Annotated in this window: 24 protein-coding genes; 8 read left to right on the forward strand and 16 right to left on the reverse strand. The window is 73.0% G+C overall.

Features of this window, described 5'->3' with window-relative positions; genetic code table 11:
• Positions 1–185 precede the first annotated feature (185 nt).
• Positions 186–1,034, reverse strand: coding sequence for an IclR family transcriptional regulator (locus tag ACIHAD_RS20970; RefSeq protein ID WP_397356186.1), 849 nt, complete (start codon positions 1,032–1,034; stop codon positions 186–188).
• A gap of 610 nt (positions 1,035–1,644) precedes the next feature.
• Here ACIHAD_RS20970 and ACIHAD_RS20975 point away from each other — a divergent pair.
• Together ACIHAD_RS20975 and ACIHAD_RS20980 are read left to right on the forward strand one after the other, a co-directional pair.
• A complete protein-coding gene (locus ACIHAD_RS20975) occupies positions 1,645–3,630 on the forward strand; it encodes an acyltransferase domain-containing protein (RefSeq protein WP_397356187.1) in 1,986 nt (661 codons plus the stop codon).
• A 186-nt stretch (positions 3,631–3,816) separates the two neighbouring features.
• Positions 3,817–4,143, forward strand: a complete 327-nt coding sequence (locus ACIHAD_RS20980) for a hypothetical protein (protein WP_397356188.1) — start codon at positions 3,817–3,819, stop codon at positions 4,141–4,143.
• A gap of 84 nt (positions 4,144–4,227) precedes the next feature.
• Here ACIHAD_RS20980 and ACIHAD_RS20985 read toward each other — a convergent pair whose 3' ends face one another.
• The 4 genes from ACIHAD_RS20985 to ACIHAD_RS21000 form a co-directional block, all read right to left on the reverse strand.
• Positions 4,228–4,536 carry a hypothetical protein gene (locus ACIHAD_RS20985; protein ID WP_397356189.1) on the reverse strand — a complete coding sequence of 103 codons (309 nt, stop codon included), beginning with the start codon at positions 4,534–4,536 and terminating at the stop codon, positions 4,228–4,230.
• 520 nt (positions 4,537–5,056) lie between these two features.
• Complete coding sequence (locus ACIHAD_RS20990; RefSeq protein ID WP_397356190.1) at positions 5,057–5,470, reverse strand: DUF6294 family protein; 414 nt, start codon at positions 5,468–5,470, stop codon at positions 5,057–5,059.
• A 31-nt stretch (positions 5,471–5,501) separates the two neighbouring features.
• Positions 5,502–5,951: a cupin domain-containing protein gene (locus tag ACIHAD_RS20995; RefSeq protein WP_397356191.1), complete on the reverse strand. Its 450-nt coding sequence runs from the start codon at positions 5,949–5,951 to the stop codon at positions 5,502–5,504.
• Positions 5,948–6,340 carry a VOC family protein gene (locus ACIHAD_RS21000; protein WP_397356192.1) on the reverse strand — a complete coding sequence of 131 codons (393 nt, stop codon included), beginning with the start codon at positions 6,338–6,340 and terminating at the stop codon, positions 5,948–5,950. Before ACIHAD_RS21000 ends, ACIHAD_RS20995 begins: the two co-directional genes overlap by 4 nt.
• A gap of 59 nt (positions 6,341–6,399) precedes the next feature.
• On the opposite strand from ACIHAD_RS21000, the gene ACIHAD_RS21005 reads away from it, so the two are divergent.
• A complete protein-coding gene (locus tag ACIHAD_RS21005) occupies positions 6,400–7,023 on the forward strand; it encodes a TetR/AcrR family transcriptional regulator (RefSeq protein ID WP_397356193.1) in 624 nt (207 codons plus the stop codon).
• Positions 7,024–7,062: 39 nt separating this feature from the next.
• Here ACIHAD_RS21005 and ACIHAD_RS21010 read toward each other — a convergent pair whose 3' ends face one another.
• Together ACIHAD_RS21010 and ACIHAD_RS21015 are read right to left on the reverse strand one after the other, a co-directional pair.
• On the reverse strand, positions 7,063–7,299 hold the full coding sequence (locus tag ACIHAD_RS21010; RefSeq protein ID WP_397356194.1) for a hypothetical protein: 237 nt from the start codon (positions 7,297–7,299) through the stop codon (positions 7,063–7,065).
• A 58-nt stretch (positions 7,300–7,357) separates the two neighbouring features.
• Positions 7,358–7,738: a DUF6223 family protein gene (locus tag ACIHAD_RS21015; RefSeq protein ID WP_397356196.1), complete on the reverse strand. Its 381-nt coding sequence runs from the start codon at positions 7,736–7,738 to the stop codon at positions 7,358–7,360.
• Positions 7,739–7,956: 218 nt separating this feature from the next.
• On the opposite strand from ACIHAD_RS21015, the gene ACIHAD_RS21020 reads away from it, so the two are divergent.
• Both ACIHAD_RS21020 and ACIHAD_RS21025 read left to right on the forward strand, forming a co-directional pair.
• Entirely contained in the window at positions 7,957–9,069 is a 1,113-nt protein-coding gene (locus tag ACIHAD_RS21020) for a sensor histidine kinase (protein WP_397356198.1), read from the forward strand.
• A complete protein-coding gene (locus ACIHAD_RS21025) occupies positions 9,066–9,728 on the forward strand; it encodes a response regulator (RefSeq protein WP_397356199.1) in 663 nt (220 codons plus the stop codon). The genes ACIHAD_RS21020 and ACIHAD_RS21025 overlap by 4 nt, the downstream gene beginning before the upstream one ends.
• Positions 9,729–9,731: 3 nt before the next feature.
• Here the strand turns inward: ACIHAD_RS21025 and ACIHAD_RS21030 are convergent, their stop codons facing one another.
• Together ACIHAD_RS21030 and ACIHAD_RS21035 are read right to left on the reverse strand one after the other, a co-directional pair.
• Entirely contained in the window at positions 9,732–9,920 is a 189-nt protein-coding gene (locus ACIHAD_RS21030; RefSeq protein ID WP_397356200.1) for an acetate--CoA ligase family protein, read from the reverse strand.
• Positions 9,921–10,346: 426 nt separating this feature from the next.
• On the reverse strand, positions 10,347–11,201 hold the full coding sequence (locus tag ACIHAD_RS21035) for a universal stress protein (RefSeq protein WP_397356201.1): 855 nt from the start codon (positions 11,199–11,201) through the stop codon (positions 10,347–10,349).
• 202 nt (positions 11,202–11,403) lie between these two features.
• Here ACIHAD_RS21035 and ACIHAD_RS21040 point away from each other — a divergent pair, with 202 nt between their 5' ends.
• The gene (locus tag ACIHAD_RS21040) at positions 11,404–12,300 is read left to right on the forward strand and encodes a universal stress protein (protein WP_397356202.1); all 897 of its coding nucleotides are present in this window, start codon (positions 11,404–11,406) and stop codon (positions 12,298–12,300) included.
• Positions 12,301–12,343: 43 nt separating this feature from the next.
• Here ACIHAD_RS21040 and ACIHAD_RS21045 read toward each other — a convergent pair whose 3' ends face one another.
• Both ACIHAD_RS21045 and ACIHAD_RS21050 read right to left on the reverse strand, forming a co-directional pair.
• Positions 12,344–12,949 (reverse strand): hypothetical protein, encoded by a 606-nt coding sequence (locus tag ACIHAD_RS21045; protein WP_397356203.1) that lies wholly within the window; start codon positions 12,947–12,949, stop codon positions 12,344–12,346.
• Positions 12,950–13,188: 239 nt separating this feature from the next.
• Positions 13,189–14,067 (reverse strand): GerMN domain-containing protein, encoded by an 879-nt coding sequence (locus ACIHAD_RS21050; protein ID WP_397356204.1) that lies wholly within the window; start codon positions 14,065–14,067, stop codon positions 13,189–13,191.
• Positions 14,068–14,211: 144 nt separating this feature from the next.
• Here ACIHAD_RS21050 and ppk2 point away from each other — a divergent pair, with 144 nt between their 5' ends.
• Together ppk2 and ACIHAD_RS21060 are read left to right on the forward strand one after the other, a co-directional pair.
• The gene (ppk2, locus tag ACIHAD_RS21055) at positions 14,212–15,006 is read left to right on the forward strand and encodes a polyphosphate kinase 2 (RefSeq protein WP_397356205.1); all 795 of its coding nucleotides are present in this window, start codon (positions 14,212–14,214) and stop codon (positions 15,004–15,006) included.
• Between the two features lie 154 nt (positions 15,007–15,160).
• Positions 15,161–16,351, forward strand: coding sequence for a MarP family serine protease (locus tag ACIHAD_RS21060; RefSeq protein WP_397356206.1), 1,191 nt, complete (start codon positions 15,161–15,163; stop codon positions 16,349–16,351).
• 19 nt (positions 16,352–16,370) lie between these two features.
• Here ACIHAD_RS21060 and ACIHAD_RS21065 read toward each other — a convergent pair whose 3' ends face one another.
• From ACIHAD_RS21065 to ACIHAD_RS21085, 5 genes are all read right to left on the reverse strand, one after another.
• Positions 16,371–16,610: a hypothetical protein gene (locus ACIHAD_RS21065; protein ID WP_397356207.1), complete on the reverse strand. Its 240-nt coding sequence runs from the start codon at positions 16,608–16,610 to the stop codon at positions 16,371–16,373.
• Between the two features lie 111 nt (positions 16,611–16,721).
• Positions 16,722–16,961 (reverse strand): hypothetical protein, encoded by a 240-nt coding sequence (locus ACIHAD_RS21070; RefSeq protein WP_397356208.1) that lies wholly within the window; start codon positions 16,959–16,961, stop codon positions 16,722–16,724.
• 86 nt (positions 16,962–17,047) lie between these two features.
• Entirely contained in the window at positions 17,048–18,148 is a 1,101-nt protein-coding gene (locus ACIHAD_RS21075; protein WP_397356209.1) for an alcohol dehydrogenase catalytic domain-containing protein, read from the reverse strand.
• Complete coding sequence (locus ACIHAD_RS21080; protein WP_397356210.1) at positions 18,148–19,065, reverse strand: DMT family transporter; 918 nt, start codon at positions 19,063–19,065, stop codon at positions 18,148–18,150. Before ACIHAD_RS21080 ends, ACIHAD_RS21075 begins: the two co-directional genes overlap by 1 nt.
• Positions 19,066–19,090: 25 nt before the next feature.
• On the reverse strand, positions 19,091–19,702 hold the full coding sequence (locus ACIHAD_RS21085) for a glycerol-3-phosphate responsive antiterminator (RefSeq protein ID WP_397356211.1): 612 nt from the start codon (positions 19,700–19,702) through the stop codon (positions 19,091–19,093).
• Between the last annotated feature and the right edge of the window lie 10 nt (positions 19,703–19,712).

Raw genomic sequence — 19,712 nt, forward strand, 5'->3', positions numbered from 1 at the left:
GCCCTATGGCTCGGGGCGCGGCTCTTGGTTCGGCCAGCGGGCCTCCGAAGGCTGGCCGATCGGGCGCATGGTCCGGATCGGTTGAGCGTTTGGGGCCGGCCGGGGCCGTGGTCTGGCCGGTGGGTGTCCAGGGAGGGGCTGGCGGTTCACGGTCTGGCTGGCGAGGGTCCGCGGCGCGGTTGGGGCTATCGGTCGCGGGGTGGGCCTTCCGGGGCGGCCAGGAGGCTCAGGGAGCGGCCGGCTCCCGGTACGCGGGCCAGGTTGGCGCTGATGCACGCCGCGGTCTCCCGTACGGCGTCCGCCAGCAAGGGCAGCCGGTTCGTGCCGACCACCACGACGGCCGCCGCGGCCACCACGGCTCCCGTCGGCGCCCGTACGGGGGCGGCCACGCACCCCAGGGGTGGCAGGGCGGCCTCGAAGTCGAAGGCGACCCGCCGGTCCCGGGCGTCGCCGACCCGCCGCGCCCACTCGGCCCGGGAATGCCCCTGCGGCAGGCTCCACCCGGGATCCGGACGGAGGGCCGACGCCGGATTCCCCACCGCCAGCACGACCTCGGCGGCGCTGGCCGCCGGCAGCACCACCCCCGGACGCATCCGGAACACCTCGTCCACGGCCGGATCGCCGATCCCCGCCACGACGATGACGTCGTCACCGTCCCTGACCGCGATGGTCACGCTGCACCCGGCGGCGGCCAGTCGCCGCAGCGGTCGTACGGCGGCCGTACTCAGCACCTGCGCGGGCGACCACCGCTGACCCCAGCGGAACATGCGCGTCCCGATCCGGTAGCGGCCGCCGTCCTCGCGGTGCACCACACCGAGGTCGGTGAGCCGGCACAACAACCGGTGGGCGGTCGCCTTGGGCAGGCCGGTGGCCACGGCGAGCTGCGTCAGCCCCGCCTCCTCCACCCGCGCCAGCTCCTCCAGCACCGCGAACGCGCCGTGCAGCACCCCACGGCCGGCGGCCGGCCCGGCTCGTCCCTCGTCCCCGTGGCCGCCGCCGATCGAGCCGGCGACCTCTTCCGGGCAGAATCCCATCGCGCACCCCCCGGGCCGCTCTGACCCCACCCGTTCGTATCACCGGGACGGACGGGCTCCTCAGGTTCCTTGCAGCTATATGTGACTAACCAATCACTTTGAGTGATGACGCGGGAAGGGGTGCGACCCGAAGGGTGCGGAGCCGCGCCCTCCGCGGAACGCCGGTCGCGGCGTGCGGGTAGCTGCCGCGGGAGCCCGGCCGTCGTAAAGCCGTACGCTCGATGCTCGGCTTCTGCGGGCTCCAGCACTTCGCGTGCCCCTGGCCGCCCGCTGCCTGATCAGCCGCCGCCCCGTCTCGTCACGGAACCGTCGGGCGAACGTCCCCAGGGCCATCCTGGCGTCCCCGTCGAGGTCGGTCGGCGTCGGCGGCTCGTGCCTGGCGTTGAGTGCACACTCCGGCCTCGGTCCTGCAAGAGGTGAGGACGGCTATAGGCGAGTTTCTCCACCGATAGGGTGACGTGTCGCGATGATACGACTACTTATCGTGTGCGAGCGGTATCAGTCGTTCGGCCGAACGGGCCGGTGACGCAACCAGCGGCTCGCCACAGCCGTAACCCTCGCCGGTCCTTTCCCGTGTGCCGCAAAAGCCCCGCCTCCAGGAAGGGACTACATGCGCAGCAAAGTCGTCGCGGTTTTCCCGGGCAGCGTAGCCATTCCCTCCGCCGGCGTGCTGGCGTCCCTGGACGCCCGCACGCCGGCCGTTTCGGAGCTCCTGCCGGAGATCGACGCCGTCGCCGCCGAGTACGGCTCCTCCTCGATCGGCGCCTACCTCCTCACCCCGGACGCCCCCCGCCCGCCCGGCCCAGAAAGCCACTACCTGGCCTTGATGGCGGTGTCGTTAGCCACCTTCGACACCCTCGTACGGGAAGGGCTCCAGCCGTACGCGCTCGTGGGCCACGGCCTCGGCGAACTGTGGGCCCTGGTCGCCGCCGGAGTCCTGAGCGTAGGCGACGGCGCGCGCCTGGCCTGCGAACGCAGCCGCGCACTGACCGGCCTGAACTGGCAGGGGACGATGATGTCCCTCGACGTCTCGGCCGTGCAGGGCCGGCACCTGGTCGCCCTGCTCGACCATCCCCACCTCGTGGTCGGCTGCGACGACACGCCGCAGCGGTGCGTGCTGTCGGGGCCGCGTGAGCTGATGCCGCTGGCGGCCCGGATCGCTGAGCACCTGGGCTGGACGAGCACCGAACTCCAGGTCCCGCACCCCAGCCACACGCCCGCGGTCGCCGCCGCGGCCACCGACCTGAGACACCGCCTGCCGGACGTCAAGACGGCTGCGGCACGCTGGCAGGTGTTCTCCCCGACCCTGGGACGCCTGCTCACGTCGGACGACGACCCCGTCGCCGTCACCGCCAACGCGATGGTCGTCACCGTCCACTTCCGTCAGGCCGTGACGGCGCTGTCCGCCCGCGGCGCGGAGGTCTTCCTGGAGTGCGGGGCCCGCGAGGATGCGGTCGCGCTGGTCCGCGCCATCACCCCCGCCGCCACCGCCGCCTCCCCCCTGGCCGACAACGGCCCCTGGCAACCACCCCGCCCCACCCTCACCCCGAACGCCCCCACATCCGCCTCGAACGGCCCGCCGCCCGCCTCGAACGGCCCCGCACGCGAGTCGAACGGCTCCGCACCCACGCCAAATGGGGTCGCACATGGCGGCCCTGCCATGCTCGTCCATCGGGCCCACCCCGCAGAGAGCGACGAACCCGCAGAGCCCGCCCGCCGTGACGAAGCCGCGGAACCCGCCGCCCTCGCCGAACCTGTCGCGCTGCCGCAAGCCGGTGCCGACCTCCTGCCCGCGCAGGGCCAGGACCAGGACCAGAACCCCAGCCCCGGCCCCGGGCACGGGTATGGCCAGAACCAGGGCCACGACCAGAACCAGCACCACGGCGAGGGCCAGGGCTACGGCTACGGCCAGAACCAGGGCTACGGCGAGGGGCGAGGACAGGCGGCGAGGGGCTGGGTGGGGGTGGCGGATGTTGCAGGCGTCGGACAGGCGATGCGGCCACGGCTCGCGCCCGCACCGCCCCCCTCGCCCGCCGCCGATCGTATGCTGCCCGCGGCGACGCTCCTGCTGTGCGGCCGCGCCGACGCCCCGGCCCTACGAGCGCTGACCGACGATCGCGACGACGTGGTGGTGGCCGACGCCGGCACCATCGACTGGACCTGGCTCCCGCTGACGCCCCGGCACCTGCGCGTGGTGGCCCGCCCCGGCCCCGACGCCGGCTTGGTGCACCAGGCGATGATCGCCACCGCCGCCCGCTTCCCCCACCTCCACAGCATCGCCGCCCTCGTCATGGACGCGGTACGCGAGGAGGTGGTCCCGCACCCGATCGCCGGCCTGTTCACCGGGGCGATCCAGCCGCTGGCCGCCGAACTGGCCGACTGCGCCTGCGTCGCGGTCGCCACCACGGACGTCGAGCTGCCCGCCGCACTCGACGCCCTGGCCGCCGAACTGGCCGCGGCACCCCCGCTGCTCACCGCCTACTACCAGGGACCACAACGCCTGCTGTACGAACTCACCCCGGCCCACCCCACCCTCGGCGAACACCCGTGGCCGGGGGACGGGTGGTCGTGGCCTCCGGCGTCCAGCACGGCGTGAACGACGCGTACTCCGCTCACCCTCACCCGCCCCCGGGATGTGCGATGCGCCGCCGGGCGCGGTCGGCTGCACCTCCACGAGCAGCGGGGAAGCCGGCTCTGGCCGACCCGCACCTTCCCCTGTCGCCACTCTTTGCGTACGCTGCATAACGGTAAGTGACAGGTCATCACTCGTTCAGGAGGGGCTTTGCTCAAGAGAAGGCATGTCGCGGGGATCGTCGCCGGGTCCGTCGCGTTGGTCTCGCTGGGGCTCACCGCCCCTGCGTCGGCCGCCACCGTCCTCAACTGCGACACGTTCGTCCACAACAACGACAACTACGTCGGCATCGCGATGTGCAGCAACCCGACGGGCCAGACCTGGCGGTTCCGGGCCGTGATCACCTGCGGCTGGGCGCCGGACGTCGTCGGGGACTGGGTGAACCTCCCACCGGGCGGTTCAGGTCAGTCGCAGGGCGTCTGCGGCCGGCTCGGCACGGGCGTCGGCGCCGTAGGCGTCGACGAACGCGCCGTCTGAACCACGGAGAGCACGGGCGGCCGGACGCCGCCAGGCACAAAGGGCTCTTGACCGCCATCACGGTCAAGAGCCCGCTATGCGTCGCTACTCCGGAGGCGGTAGAAGTAGGCCCTGAGCTGTGGAGGGAAGTCCGAAGAGGGCAGGGTCCGCACCTGAGGCCTCTCGTAGATCCACCTCGCCGCCTTCGAAAAGTGCGCCTTCGAACGTGACTTCGCTGCCGTCGCATGCCGCGGTGCCGAAATATGCCTTGCCGTCGAGGAACCGTGCGTGGTCGAACCATGCCTCGCTTCCGCTGAACTGGGTGTTGTGGAACCAAACTTCGGCGCCGCAGAAGTTGCTGTGCCCAAAGGACACCTCTCCACCACGGAACTTGGTGCCGACCAGCCAGATCACGTTGAAACCAGACGTTCCCTCTGACGATCCGGGAATCGTTGAACCTAAGTTTGCCGGCGGAAAGTCGGACTCCGTATAAGGGAACGTCGCAGTCAATCACGGCACCGGTGAAGTCGAAACTGTGTCCGTCCCATGACTGCGCTGTTTCAGGCCGCAGGTGAGCTCCGATGAGCCGCCAGATGATGCGTCTCACCTCGCTCATCGACAGCACATGGAGTCGATGTTCCACGGAGGCGTCTGGCTCGGGACTGATCTCATAGGGCATGCGCAGGTAGGCGCACAGCACGTCGATGCATGTCTGCCGGCATCGCTGAGATCAAGCGCCTGTTCAACGTCGCAACACCGACAACACCCTCGCTGCTGCACGCCGCCTATCCTCGGGACTGCCGGTGTTCCCCTTTTGGCCAGTTATGGAATCTGCTTGGCAGGCGATGAGGTGCCCTGGAACTCGGGGGCGCGGGCGGACAGAGTGCAGGCATGTGGATATGTCGATGCGTGCCCGGGGGCGGTTCGGGGCGGCTCAGCAGTGCTTGCTCAGCGACATGCGCTTGACCAGGTCGAACAGGTCGGGGTCGAACTGGCCTTTCGTGATCCAGCGATAGGTCCGCCGGTCGTGCAGGTTCTTGACGAACTTGGTGCTGGTGCTTCCGTACACGCGGATGTCGCCGAGCAGGGCGCCGGAGCCGTCCTTCAGGTGCGCCCACATCAGCCAGGCGTCCTCGTCGCCGAGGCTGGAGACCGTGGCGTCCAGGCGGGCGGTCCCGTTCGAGTACAACGTCCAGGTCGCGCCGGGCTCGATCGTGCAGGAGCCCGCCGACAGGTAGCCGCGCCAGATGTACGTCTTCTGCTCCAGGGCGGACGCGCCGGCCGTCGCGGGGGCGAAGAGCGCCAGGGCGAGGGCGGTGGCGAGCACGCTCGTGGTCTTGCCTTTCATGAGGTCTCCTCGGAGCTCGGCCTGAAGGGGGTTAGGTGGCGGTGCCCGGGGGCGGGCCGATGACCTGGTAGCCATGACGGGCGGCCACCTCGACCAGGCGGCCGGGGTCGGCGTCCCCGGCGGCGACGTCGGCGGCGAAGCCCTCGAAGCCGGCGGGCCAGGTCAGCTGGAGCAGGCGCAGCGGAGCGTCCTGGTCGTTGGCGAAGGCGTGCGGCACCTGGCGGGGGAGCAGGACGAAGGCGCCGGCGGCGGCCTGCCACGTCTGCTCGCCGCAGTACATGCGGACCGTTCCCGACAGTACGTAGAACGCCTCGTCGTCGTGCTTGTGCACGTGCCAGGGCGTGGCGAAGCCCGGCGGGCACTCCTGCTCGATGACGGTGAGGCTCTCGCCGGTCTCCGCCCGGCCCGCCTTCACCGTCATGGTGGTGCCGAGGAACGGGTGGGTGGAGCCGGCCCCGGCGGGCAGGTGGAGGGCGCTCATGGCCGTCTCTGCAGCGTGTAGAGCCGGATCTCGATGCCGTCGGGGTCGAGCAGGCCGCCGATGAGCCATCCCACGCTGCCCTCGGCGATGCCGGAGTGGCCGACGCCGAGCGCGTCCAGGTGGTCGGACCAGGCGTGGAGCGCCTCCAGGGTCGGCACGGCCAGCGCGACCGGATCGAACCCGCTCCACCCGCCGGCCCGCTCGGGCTCCTCGCGCAGCGCGATCATCATCGTCTGCTCCGCGTCGCTCAGGGCCACGCCGCGCAGCACGCCGTCCTCGACGAACTCGATCGCCACTCGCAGGCCGAGCACGCGCCGATACCACTCCAGGCTCTTGTGGACGTTGGAGACGGGGAGCTTGACGTGGTGGAACCCGTTCAGGAGGGTCATGCCTCACCACCCTTGTAGCGTGACTTTAAGGTGTCACTCTAAAGTGGTACTCTAAATCGGTGGACGACGTCAAGAGCCCCAAGCGGCGCTCGGCACAGACCAGAAGCCGGATCGTGAACGCCGCTCAGGGGCTGTTCGTCGTGCGGGGCTATGCCGGGACGACCTTCCAGCTCGTCGCGGACGCGGCCGAGGTGTCGGTGCAGACGGTGTACTTCCACTACGGAACCAAGAGCCGGCTGCTCAAGCACGTCGTCGACGTGGCCTCCGTCGGTGACGACGAGCCCGTGCCGCTGCTGGGACGGCCCTGGTTCGAGGCGTTGCGGTCGGCGCGTGACCCGATGGAGGTCGTCCGGGGGTGGGTGCAGCAGAGCGGCGTCATCCTCGACCGCGTCGCCCCCATCCTGGCCGTGGTCCGCGACGCGGCCGCCGGGGACGCCGACATGGCGGCCCAGTGGGCCGCCAACAGCGAGCAACGGCACACCGCCCACGGCCAGGTCGTCGCCATCCTCGACCGCCTGGACGCCCTCCGGCCCGGCGTGACCGGCGACCAGGCCACCGACATCACCGTGGGGCTGCTGTCGCCGGATCTGTTCCTGGTGATGACCCGCGAATGCGGCTGGACGACGGCGCAGTGGGCGGACTGGAGCGCCGACCAGCTCTCCCACGCCCTGCTGCGCTGCTGACAGGCCCCGGATCGCGGCCTGCCCGAACCGGGCCCGTCGTCAGCCGGTCGGCTCCGGGTCGGGGTCCTCGTGCTCGCCCGAGTCCTCGGCCACCTCGTGGCGCTCCCGCGCGACCTTCTCCTCCGGGTCGGGCGGAGGCTCGACCGGCTCCGCGGGGATCGGCCGGGGAGCGTCCCGCACCTCGACGGACGCCCGGGCGGCGGTGGTGTCGCTCTCCCCGTTGACCCGTCCGACCGCGGGCGGCAGGTCCTCGGGAAGCTTGTCCTGTTCGTTCATGACCCGCAACTGCCCCCACCTTGACCTGTTGAACGAGGACCGCCGCGGGAGGCGGGCGTCAGGTGCGGCGGGGGCGGGTCAGGGTGAGGGTGCCGAGGATCATGGCGGCCAGGCCGACGACCAGGTCCAGGTAGCCGCCGACGATGCCGTAGCCGGTGCCGGGCCCGCCCTTGGCGGCGGCCACGACCAGGCCGCCGATGACCATGCTGGTCAGCCCGGCGACCAGGGCGACGACGGCCCCGCGCCGGCCGGTCCCGGCCCCGGCCCCGGCTCCCGGGCGGGGGCGGAGGCGGCCGGTGGAGCGGGCTAGGGCGACGGCGCCGATGACGGCGCCGGCCAGGCCCAGCCCGGCGGCGATCAGGGACCACAGCCGGCCGGTGGTCATGGTGTAGGCGCCGACCGGGTCGGCCTGGGTCGCGAGCAGGTGCTGGATGAGCATGACAGGTCCCTTTCGTCTGGAACGTCGACGTGGGGAAGAGCATGGCCGCCGGGCCCGCCGCCGGTCGTCCGGCCGCGGCGGGCTTTCCGGGGTGCCGCCGATGCCGCAGCCGGCTACCGCGCGGGCGGCAGGAACCGCGGATGTACCGCGTCCGCGGTAGGCGGTGGGTGATCCTCGGGCAGGAGTCGTCCGGGCGAACAGGCCGCTATGGTGCGCGTATGAGCACAAAGCGGGCCGGGGTGGTCGACTGGCTGATCGCGGTCGGCGTGGCGGCGGCGCTGGTCGTCACCGGGTTGTCGGGGCAGCGTTCCGACACCGCTCTCGACCTGCTCGGCTACGCGTTGCTGGCGGCCGGCGGCCTGGCGTTGACCGCGCGCCGCCGGGCTCCGGTACCCGTCCTGGCCGTGACGGGGTTGTGCGCGGTGGGGTACCAGGCGGCCGGGTTCGACGTGCCGGCCGTGGCGTACCTGTTCGCGGTGTACGCGGCGATGCGGGCCGGAAGGCGCCTGGTCACCGTGGTCACGAGCGTCGCCGTGCTGGCCCTGCTGCCCCTGGCGGCGCTGGCCTCGGGGCTGCACGACACGGGGGAGGCGTTCGCGCAGGCCCGGGGCGCGCTCGAACTGGCCTGGCTGGTCGCGGCCGGCGCCGCCGGGGAGGCGTTGCGGCAGGCGGAGGGGCGGGCGGAGGAGGCCGAGCGTACCCGGGAGGAGACCGCGCGGCGGCGGGCCGACGAGGAGCGGCTGCGCATCGCGCGGGACCTGCACGACTCGCTCACCCACCAGATCTCGGTCATCAAGGTGCAGGCCGAGGTGGCCGTGCACGTGGCCCGCAAGAAGGGGGAGCAGGTGCCGGAGGCCCTGCTGGTGATCCAGGAGGCCGGACGCGAGGCGACCAGGGAGCTGCGCGCGACCCTGGAGGCGCTGCGCGACGACGCCACCCCGCCGCACGGGCTCGACCAGGTCCCCGAGCTCCTGGAACGGGCCCGGACCACCGGCCTGGACACGACGCTGACGATCGGAGGACAGCGGCGGGACGTGCCGGCCGCCGTGGATCGGACCGCGTACCGGATCGTGCAGGAGTCGCTGACCAACATCGCCCGCCACGCCGCCGCCGCGACCGCGGAGGTCCGGATCGACTACCGTCCCGACGCCCTGGCGATCCGCGTGGACGACGACGGCACCGCCACGCCGGACGCCGCCCCCGTGCCCGGCGTCGGGCTGATCGGGATGCGCGAACGCGTCACGGCGCTCGGCGGTCGCCTGCGGGCGGCGCCGCGCGGCACGGGCGGCTTCACCGTCCAGGCCGAGCTGCCGATGGACGGTACGCCGTGATCCGGGTCCTGCTGGTGGACGACCAGCCGCTGCTGCGCGGCGGGTTCCGCGCGCTGCTCGACCTGGAGGACGACATCGAGGTGGTCGCCGAGGCCGCCGACGGGGCGGAGGGCCTGGCCCTGGCCAGGGAACACCTGCCCGACGTCGCGCTCGTCGACATCCAGATGCCGGTCGTGGACGGCATCGAGACGACCCGGCGCATCGCCGCCGACCCGGCCCTGTCCGGCGTGCGCGTCGTCATCCTGACCAACTACGGCCTGGACGAGTACGTCTACAACGCCCTGCGCGCCGGCGCGGCCGGGTTTCTCGTCAAGGACGTCGTGCCGGAGGACTTCCTGCACGCCGTGCGGGTCGCCGCGCGCGGTGACGCGCTGCTCGCGCCCTCGATCACCCGCAAGCTGATCGACCGGTACGTCACCCGGCCGCCCACCGCCGACACCGGTGCCGAGCTGCGGGAGCTGACCAACCGCGAGCGCGAGGCCGTCGCCCTGGTCGCGCGGGGCCTGTCCAACGACGAGATCGCCGCTCGGATGGCGATCAGCTCGATGACCGCGAAGACCCACGTCAACCGGGCGATGGCCAAGCTGCGCGTCCGTGACCGCGCCCAGCTCGTGGTCCTGGCCTACGAGTCGGGCCTGGTGACGCCGCGCAGCCTGTGAGGGTCAGCGCAGGCGGCGCAGCAGCGGGGACGGGCGGGCCGCGCAGGGGGCGACCCGGACGCGGGCGTCCACGGTGGTGGCGCCGCCGGGGGTGACGACGACCGGGTTGAGGTCGAGTTCGGCGATCTGCGGCAGGTCGTCGAGCAACCGGCCGACGCGGACGAGCTGGTCCTCCAGGGCCTTGACGTCCATGGCGGGCGAGCCGCGGTAGCCGTGCAGCAGGGGCGCGCAGTGTGCTCCAGCAGCAGGGTGCCGAGGCCGTGGCCGTGGACGGCGTCGTCGAGCAGGATGCCCAGGTCCGCGCGGCGCCGGTCGATGGGCAGGTACTCGGCGATGGCGACGACCCGATCCCGCATCGTGGCCACGAGGGCGCGGCCCTCGTACCGGTCGCCGGTCACGCGGTCCATGTAGCAGTGGGCCGTGGCGCGGCCTCCGGTGAAGAAGCGCAGGTAGGCCGAGCGTTCCGACGAGCGGTCCACCAGCGCGTGCAGGGCCTCGCGGTCGGCGGGGAGCAACGGGCGCACGTGGGCGATGCCGCCGTCGCGCAGCAGCACGTCGTATCCACCGGACATGTGGCTCCCTCGGACGTGGTCGTCGAGCACGGCACGGCGGGGTGGCTCAGGAACGCTCGCGCACCACCGCGACGGTGCAGTGCGCGTGGTGCAGGACGCCGCGCATGACCGAGCCGAGGACGGCCGCCCCCAGCCCGCTCCTGCCGTGCGCCCCGATGACCAGCAGGTCGGCCCGATCGCCCGCGGCGGCGAGCGTCTTGACGGGATGGCCGCACTGGACGTCCGTGACGACCTCGACCTCGGGGTGTCGTTCCTGGAACGGGGTGAGCTGTTCCCTGGTGATGCGCAGGTGGCTCTCCCGCAGGGCCTCGATGTCGCAGGAGAAGTCCGGCGCCAGCGCGAACGGCGGCGGCCAGGCGTGCACCGCCCGCAGCCGGCTGCCGCGCAGCTCGGCCTGCCGGAAGGCGTAGGCGAGGGCCGGTTCGCCGGCGGGTGAGCCGTCCACGCCGACGACGACCTCGTCGTGGGCGGGGGCGCCCTCGTCCCGTACGACGACCACCGGGCCCGGCGCCTGACCGGCGACGCTCATGCTGACCGAGCCGAGCACGGCCCCGGCGAAACCGCCCGTCCCCCTGCGCCCCACCACGAGCTCGGCGGCCTCGGCGGCCTGCTCCCGGAGGGCGACCGACGCCTTCCCGGCCATGACCCTGGTGCTCACGTCGACCGTGGGCCGGCGTTCGCGGACGATCTCCTCCGACTGGGCCAGGATCTCCCGCGCGCGTTCCGTCATCGAGTTCTCCCACTCGACGGCGGCGATCTGCGGAACCTGGTACGGCCAGGTCTCCACCACGGACACGATCCGCAGCGCGGCTCCCGCCCTGAAGGCGTCGTCAGCCGCCCACGCCACGGCGTCGAACCCGGACGGCGACCCGTCGACACCCACCACGACCAGCTCAGACATCGCTCATACCTCCCCTACTCATTCAGCCGTCCGGGAGGTGAGCGGACAGGATCGCCCGTCCCAAGACTTGGAGAAGATTGGCGGCCGGGGTGACCGCGGGCGGCCCCGACCGGCCTTCCGGCGGCGGAACTTGCGGATTCTTCGCCCACTCCTGACTTTGGGCAGGTGGGGGCCGAGGAAGATCCCCGCCCGGGAGGACGCGATGCCGGGACGGATCATGGTCGGCGTGGACGGGTCCGCGCCGTCGAACGCCGCGCTGGGATGGGCCGCCGACGACGCGGCGCGCACGGGCGCGGAGCTGCGGATCGTGCACGCGCTGGACCGGCAGCCGTACAGCGTGGGCCGGTTTCCCGACTTCGGGCAGTGGAACTACCTGCTGATGGCGGCGTCCAGGGTGCTGGAGGCGGCGGAGGCGGCGGCCCGTGAGCGGCAGCCGTCCGTGCCGGTGCACGCCGAGGTCGTCGAGGGGACGCCCGCGGCCGTCGTCCAGGAGCAGGCGCGGCAGGCGGACGAGCTGGTCATCGGCAACCGGGGGCTGGGCGGGTTCGCCGGAGCCCTGCTCGGGTCGGTGACCACGCAGGTGGCCGGGCAGGTCCGGTGCCCCGTGGTGGTGGTACGCGCGGACCCGCCCGAACGGGTCGGCGAGGTCGGCGTCGGGATCGACGACTCCGACGTCTGCGGGCCCGCGATCGGCTACGCCTTCGAGCAGGCCGACCGGCGGGGCGCGAGGCTCCGCCTGATCCACGCCTGGCAGCTTCCCGTGCACGCCTTCGCCCCGGAGATCGCCTTCGACGTGGACGAGGTCCGGGCCGCCCAGCGTGCGGTGATCCGTACCAGGACGGCCGGCTGGCGGGAGAGGTATCCCGGGGTGGACCTGGTCGAGGACGTCCAGAGCGCGCACCCGGTCGAGGCGCTCACCGGCGCCCCGTGCGATCTGCTCGTGGTCGGCTCGCGCGGGCGGGGCGCGTTCGGCTCGCTGCTCCTCGGCTCGGTCAGCAGAGGGGTGCTCCACCACGCGCGCTGCCCGGTCGCGGTGGTCCGTCCCGCCGAGGACGCCGGGGGCCGCGAGCCGCGAGCCGCGGTGAGGGAGTCGCGGTGAGGGAGTCGCGGTGAGGGAGTCGCGGTGAGGGAGAGCGGCGTGATCAGGGGCTCCGCCGCCGCCCCCATTCCTCGTCGGCGCGCGCCCACTGGACCTCCCACTCCTGGTACCGCCTGCGGTCCGTCCACCACCGGAACCCCGCGAACCCGCCCAGAGCGGTCAGCACGATCGCGGACATGAGCAGGACGCCGGTCACCACGCCCCTCGTGCGCAGGACCGTACGGTCGGCGGGCGGCGGCGCCGGCCTGCCATCGGCGTCGATCCACAACGGGACCGTCGAGCCGGCCTTGGCCGCCCCGGGGACCGGCACCGGGCCGCTGCGCGCCGCGCCCGAGGGCGTCGTCCAGCGTGCCATCACCTGCTGCTCGCGCACCGGCATCTCGGTGAGGGCCACGCCGGCGGCCGGCGCGTCCGCCAGCAGCGTCGCCCTGACCTGGTGACGTCCCGCGGCGTGCGCGCTCTCCTCCTGGAGCGCGCCCCCGTAGGCCAGCCGCCCCGCGAGAATCGCGGGCCAGACGCCCGCGAGCACCACGAGCGCGGTCACCAGCACGGCGACCGACTCCAGCCGGTCGGAACGGCGACGCAGGGGATTGCCGTCGGGACGGTACAGGCGTACACGCCGGGTCAGAAGATCGATCAACGCTTTCAACGGGCACCTCCTTGAAGCACTGTGCGAGTGTCCCGGCGGGGGACGGCAGGGGCGTGTGGCCCTTGACGGGAGGGCCTTCGTCCCGACTTCGTCATGACGGCACGGACCGGGCGGCCGTGCCTTCCGGATCACGAGGAGAAGGTGTGCTCACCCCGCCATCATGAACGAACCGAGGAGATCAACATGGCCGTTTTCCTGGGAAGACGTCCGAGGAGCCCGGCATCTTCGGACCGGCTCCCTCAGCCCGGCTCCAGCGAGCGGGGGATCGAGTCCGACGGTCCGGCGGGTCGCCCGGTATGTCCCGCCGGGTCGTAGATCTTGACCCACCTGATCGACGGGAACTGCTTGAGCGTCGGCCTGATCTGGTCGGCGATCGTGAACGCCGATCCGCCGCCGTTGACGGGGCCGGTCAGGTACACCCTGGCGACCCCGTTCTCCACGGTCAGCCTGCTGAAGCCGGTGGCCCTGGAGCTGACGAAGCGCAACCCACGCGCCCGCTCGGCCGGCGTCGGGCCGGCGAACAGCCGTCGCAGCGCGCCGAAGGCGGTCGCCGGCGGGGCCACCGGGCGGGTCACGGCCGCCGTACGCGGGCTCCGGCCGGTGGCGTCGAGGAAGTGGTCGCGCACGGGCACGGTCCGGTAGGACGTGGTCAGGTCGACGACGACCCTGCTCGGCCGGGTGAGCGTGCGGACCCGGTAGGGCACGCGCCTGGCGAGGCCGACGCCGAAGGTCAGCGTGGCCTCGAAGTCGCCGGTGTTGACGACCTGGATGACGCCGGGGAGCGCGTACGTCCGGCGGGTGGGGCCGTAGGTGACCCGGCCCCGGCGGTCGTGGCCGTCGGCCTGGTCGAAGCTGACCTGGAGCAGGGCGTCGCCGACCGCGCCGACCGTACGCCCGGAGCCGTCGGCGATCAGCCGGGACACGTAGCGGACGTCGTGCCGGGCCGGGACCGGGCCGCGGAACTCGAAGACCAGCCGGTCCAGCCCGGACAGGTGCGCGGCCCGGATGCCCACCAGGACGGGGACGGCGGCCTGCCGCGCCGCCCGCGCGGGTAAGGCCGGCACGCCGGTGACGGTCACCGCCATGGCGACGGCGAGGAGGGAACGGATCGGGGACATGATCATCATCTCTTTCCCGTGGGTGATCCTGGTCCCAGACTGACGCGTGCGACCGCGGGACGACACCGCCGGACGTCCTGAACTCCGTGACCTTCCGGCGCTCTCCGGCGTCCCGGGAGGGACCGGCTCCTAGAATCCGCAGGCATGGGGACTGACAAGCTGCGCCGCAGGCCGTACGAGAAGGAACTCCTCCGCCTCCAGGCGGAGCTGGTGGAGCTGCAGGAGTGGGTGCGGGCCGAGGGGCGGCGGCTCGTGGTGATCTTCGAGGGCCGCGACGCCGCGGGCAAGGGCAGCACGATCAAGCGGGTCGCCGAGTACCTGAACCCCCGGGTGGCCAGGATCGCCGCGCTGCCCGTGCCGACCGGGCGGGAGCGGTCGCAGTGGTACTTCCAGCGGTACGTCGAGCACCTGCCGGCCGCGGGGGAGATCGTGCTGTTCGACCGGAGCTGGTACAACCGGGCCGGGGTCGAGCGGGTGATGGGGTTCTGCACGCAGGAGGAGTACACGCGCTTCCTGCACCAGTGCCCGATCTTCGAGAGGCTGCTGGTCGAGGACGGGATCCTGCTGCGGAAGTACTGGTTCTCGGTGAGCGACGCCGAGCAGGAGCGGCGCTTCCGCGACCGGCTGGAGGACCCGATGCGCCGGTGGAAGTTGTCGGAGATGGACCTGGAGTCGATCACCAGGTGGGAGGAGTACTCCAGGGCCAAGGACGAGATGCTGGTGCACACCGACATCCCCGAGGCCCCCTGGTACGAGGTGGAGAGCGAGGACAAGCGGCGGGCCAGGCTCAACATGATCGCCCACCTGCTGTCCACCGTCCCCTACCGGCGGGTGGAACGGGCGCCGCTGGAGATCCCGCCGCGACCGCCCGCCACCGGTTACCGTCGGCCGCCGCGCCGCCCGGGCGGATACGTGCCCGACGTCACGGCCGAGCTCTGAGCGAGGCCGCCGGGCGCCGCGCCGCTCTCGCGGATCGTCAGCCCGCGTCACCGGCGGCGTTCGGGAAGCGCCTGCCCGGACCGGGTGGATCAAGGAAAGCCGTCGTACCGGATCGGACCCTCCCCCGCGGGGCAAAAGGTGATTGTCTTTCCCTGTGCCCGGTGATCTGCTCGACGTCGTCCTGGTCGTTCTGGTGATCGGCTTCGGTTTCGCGGGGTTCAGGCAGGGGTTCGTCGTCGGGGTGACGAGCTCGATCGGGTTCGTCGCGGGATGCGTGCTGGGCATCTCCGTCGCCCCCGCCGTCACGGGCGCGCTGGTGACCGGCGACCTGCCGCAGACGGCCCTGGCGGTCGTCATCGTCTTCCTGATCGCGCTGATCGGCCAGTTCGCCGCGTCCACGCTGGGGGTGCGGTTACGCACGCACCTCCGGGGTGAGCCGGCCTGGATCCTGGACTCCGTGGGCGGCGGGCTGGTCAACGCCACGTTGGTCCTGGTGGTCGCCTGGCTGGTGGGCAACCTGCTGGTGGTCAGTCCCTGGTCGCTGGTGGTGGAGCAGATCCGCGGCTCGGCGCTGCTGTCCACGGTCGACGAGGCGGTGCCCGAGGCGGCGCGGGACTGGCAGCGGCCCTTCAAGCAGTTCATCGACCGGTCCGACTTCCCGCCGGTGCTCGACGCCATCGCCGGGCTGAGCAGCGTCCGGGTGCCGCCGCCGGACGTGGCCGTGCTGCGCGGCCCGGCGCTGCGGCAGGCGCGGACGGGCATCCTCCAGGTCCAGGGGACAGCCTCCTCCTGCGGCAAGCGCATCACCGGCACCGGGTTCACCTACGCGCCCGACCACATCATGACCAACGCGCACGTCGTGGCCGGGGTGGACGCGGACCTTCAGGTGGTCGACCACCAGCAGCGGCCCCACCCGGCCCAGGTCGTCTGGTACAACCCGCGGCGCGACATCGCGGTCCTGTACGTCCCCGGGCTCGGGCTGCCCCCGCTCGCCTTCGGCGCCCAGGCGCGGGAGGGCCAGGACGCGCTGGTCGCCGGATACCCGAACGGCGGCGGGTTCACCCCGGAACCCGCCCGCGTCGCGATCCGGCAGCGGGCCGCCAGCCCCGACATCTACCGGGCCTCGAAGGTGACCAGGGACGTCTACCTGATCCGGGGCAAGATCCGGCAGGGCAACTCCGGCGGCCCGCTGCTGGCCGTCGACGGCCGGGTGCTGGGCGTGATCTTCGCCGCCGTAGCCGGTCAGGTCGAGACCGGCTACGCGCTGACCGCCGCCGAGGTCGCCCCCGACGCCCGCCAGGCGGCCACGGCCACCGATCCCGTCAGCACCCAGACCTGCGACTGACCGCCGCGGAGCCCTGCGGTCAGTACGAGACCGTGGCGTACTGGTAGACGGTGTCGCCGTTCTCGTCCCCGTTGTGCGCCCGGCCGATGAGCACCTCACCGGCCGGGCAGAAGAACCTGCTGTCGTTCTCCCGTATCGTCGCGGAGTACCCCTCGACGATCTGCACGGCCGGTTTCGCCGCCGCGGGCACGGCGGGAGCCAGGGTCAGGGCCAGGACGGCGGACGCCGCGGTGGCAAACGCCTTCTTGTACACGGTCACGTCCCTCAGATCGATCTCGCCGGTTCTCCGGCACGACGGACATGCTTGCCCAAGCCGGTGCAGTACCACTTGGAAGTGACCTGCGACCGACAAGATCCGCAGCTCGGCGCCTCACGCCGGGCCGGACGCCCGCAGCGGGAGCGGGGCCTGTACGGCGGCGGGCGCTTCGACACCGACCCCGACTACTGCGAGACCTACGGCCAGGGCCTGGTCACCGGCGCCGAGTACGGCCGCGAGCAGTACGTGGCCCAGGAACCCGGCGGGCGGGCCTTCCTGCGGTCCGCGGCCTACCATCCCGCGCGACGAGCCGCTGCTGGAGGCGGTCCGGCGCTGCGAGGGCGAGACCGCCACCCAGCTCCTGTGGGCACGCGGCCGGATGAAGCAGGCGGCCCCTCAGACGCTGGTCGTCGCGTCGGGGTAGCGCCCGGCCCCGGCGGTCACCCGTCGAAGACGATCAGTTGGCGCAGGGCGGCCCCCTCGGCGAGCTGGTCCATCGCCTCGTTGATGTCCGCCAGGCCGATCCTGGCCGAGACCAGCCGCTCCACCGGCAGCCGGCCCTCGCGCCACATTCGCGCGAACACCGGGATGTCGCGGGCGGGCAGCGCCGAGCCCAGATAGCTGCCGACAATGCTGCGCCCGCCGGCCACCAGCGCGAGCGGCGAGATCGAGGCGCGGGCGCCGGGCGCGGGCAGGCCCACGCTGACGGTACGGCCGCCGGGGGCCGTCGCGGACACCGCCGTCTCGAACGCCCGCGCACTGCCCGCCGCCTCCACCACGACGTCCGCCTCGCCCGGCAGGTCGGCCGGGCCGTACACCTCGTGCGCGCCCAGTTCGCGGGCGGTGGCGAGCTTGGCCGGGTTGGCGTCCACGCCGATCACCCTGACGCCGTCGAGGGCCAGCGCGGTGAGCAGCGCCGCCATGCCCACGCCGCCCAGCCCGACGACCGTGACCGTCTGCCCAGGGCGCGGCCTGCCGACGTTGAGGACGGCGCCGCCGCCGGTCAGCACCGCGCAGCCGAGCAGGGCGGCGACCTCGGGCGGCACGTCGGCGTCCACCGGGACGACCGAGCGCCGGTCCACCACCACGTGCGTGGCGAACGCCGACACCCCGAGGTGGTGCAGCACCCGCGCACCGTCCCGATGCTGGCGGACCGCGCCGCTCAGCAGGGTGCCGTCGTTGTTGGCGGCGCTGCCCGGGACGCAGGGCGTGACGCCCTCGGTGGCGCAGCCGTCGCAGCCGCCGCACCTGGGCAGGAAGGTCATCACGACGCGCCGGCCGGGGGCGAGGTCGTCGACGCCGGGGCCCGTCCGCTCGACCACGCCCGCCGCCTCGTGGCCGAGCAGCATGGGCACCGGACGCACCCGGTTGCCGTCCACCACCGACAGATCCGAGTGGCACACGCCCGCCACCTCCACCCGTACCAGCAGCTCGCCCGGCCCCGGCGGGTCGAGTTCGAGGTCGCAGACCGACAGGGGCCGCGACCCGGCGTAGGGCCGGGACCGGCCGATCTCCTCCAGGACCGCGCCGCGAATGCGCATCAGTTCGCCCTTCTTCGTGTCGAGAGGTTGGCCAGCAGCACCCCGCAGCCGCCCAGGACGAGCCCGGCGACGGCGAGCGGGGGCAGCGGCTGCCCGGCCAGCGACCAGGCCAGTACGGCGGTCACCGCCGGGGTCAGGAAGAACACCGTGCTCACCCGGCTGGCCGGTGAGCGCTGCAACATCCGGTTGAGCAGGATGAACGCCGCGATGGAGTTGACCAGCGCCATCCAGCCGACCGACAGCCCGAAGGCCGTCCAGTCCGACACCCGTACCGGGCCGAGCGCCAGGCAGGCCAGCCCGGCGGCGGGGGCGCTGACGAGCAGTTGCGTCGCGGTGCCGCTCAGCGCGTCCATGCGGGGCGCGTAGCGCTGCTGGTAGAGGGTGCCCGCGCTGAGCCCGGCCAGCCCGAGCAGGCACAGCGCCACCCCGGAGGCGGACAGGCTGATCCGGTCGGCGACCGCCAGCACCACCCCGGCCAGGCCGAGTGCGAACCCGGCCCACTGCCCGGCGCCGACCCGCTCGCCCAGCACCCGGCCGACCAGCAGGATGACCACCGGGTTCAGCCCCTGCACCAGCGACACGACCGCGGCCGGCAGGCCCGCGCCGAGCGCGCTGTAGAAGGCGCCGAACTGCACGGCCTGGATCAGCAGCCCGGCCACGGCCACGTGCGCCAGGTCCCGCCCCCGGGGCCACGGCACCCGCCTGACCAGCGCGTACGCCCCCAGCAGCACCCCGGCGACGGCGAACCTGCCGAACATCAGCAGCAACGGCGGCGCCGCCCTGACCCCGGGGATGCCCGCGATGAACGCGCTGCTCCACAGGACGACGAACACGGCGGGCGCCACCGGCCACCGCCTCCCGCTGCCCCGGACGGGCACCGTGGAGGCGGCGGTCTCCCGCACGCGGGCAGGCGTCATCGCATGGTCCTTCCGGATGAGAGGATCAGGAGGCGCGCAGGGCCGAGCGGCGCAGCCCCCACAGCTCCTCGTCGGAGGTGCACACGCCGACGGCCCCGTGCCGCAGCGCCTCCACCACGTCGTCGGCGCTCTGCACGAACCCCGCGGCCAGGCACGGCACCCCGACCGCCCTGACCTGCGGCTCGACGTGCCGCAGCACCATGGCCGGCATGAGCTGCACCAGGTCGGGCCGTGACCGCGTGATGGACTGCATGCTGCGCTTCAGGTTCGACCGGTCGGTCACGAACACCTTCTGCATGGTCAGCAGCCCGAGCCCGGCGGCCCGCTCGATCATCGCCTGCCGGGTGGAGCAGATCCCGACCGCCCCGATCCCCTGCAGATACGCCAGCGCCCCGGGATCGTGCCCCAGACCGGGCGTCGAGTCGATGTTGACGAACCCGATCTTCTGGGCGGCCACCGTGCGCCTGACCATGGCCGCCAGGTCGCCGAGCGGGATCGAGGCCAGGATGCCGAGCGGCGTGGGGGAGGAGGTGAACCGCTCGACCATGTCCACCCCCACCAGCGACGCGGCGACGGGATGCTCGGCCAGGGCGGCGAGCAGGCGCCGGTCCATCGGGCCCTTGTGTCGAGAGTTCACCGCATCCACC

It is taken from the genome of Nonomuraea sp. NPDC052265, assembly GCF_044547985.1.
Classification (GTDB): Bacteria; Actinomycetota; Actinomycetes; order Streptosporangiales; family Streptosporangiaceae; genus Nonomuraea.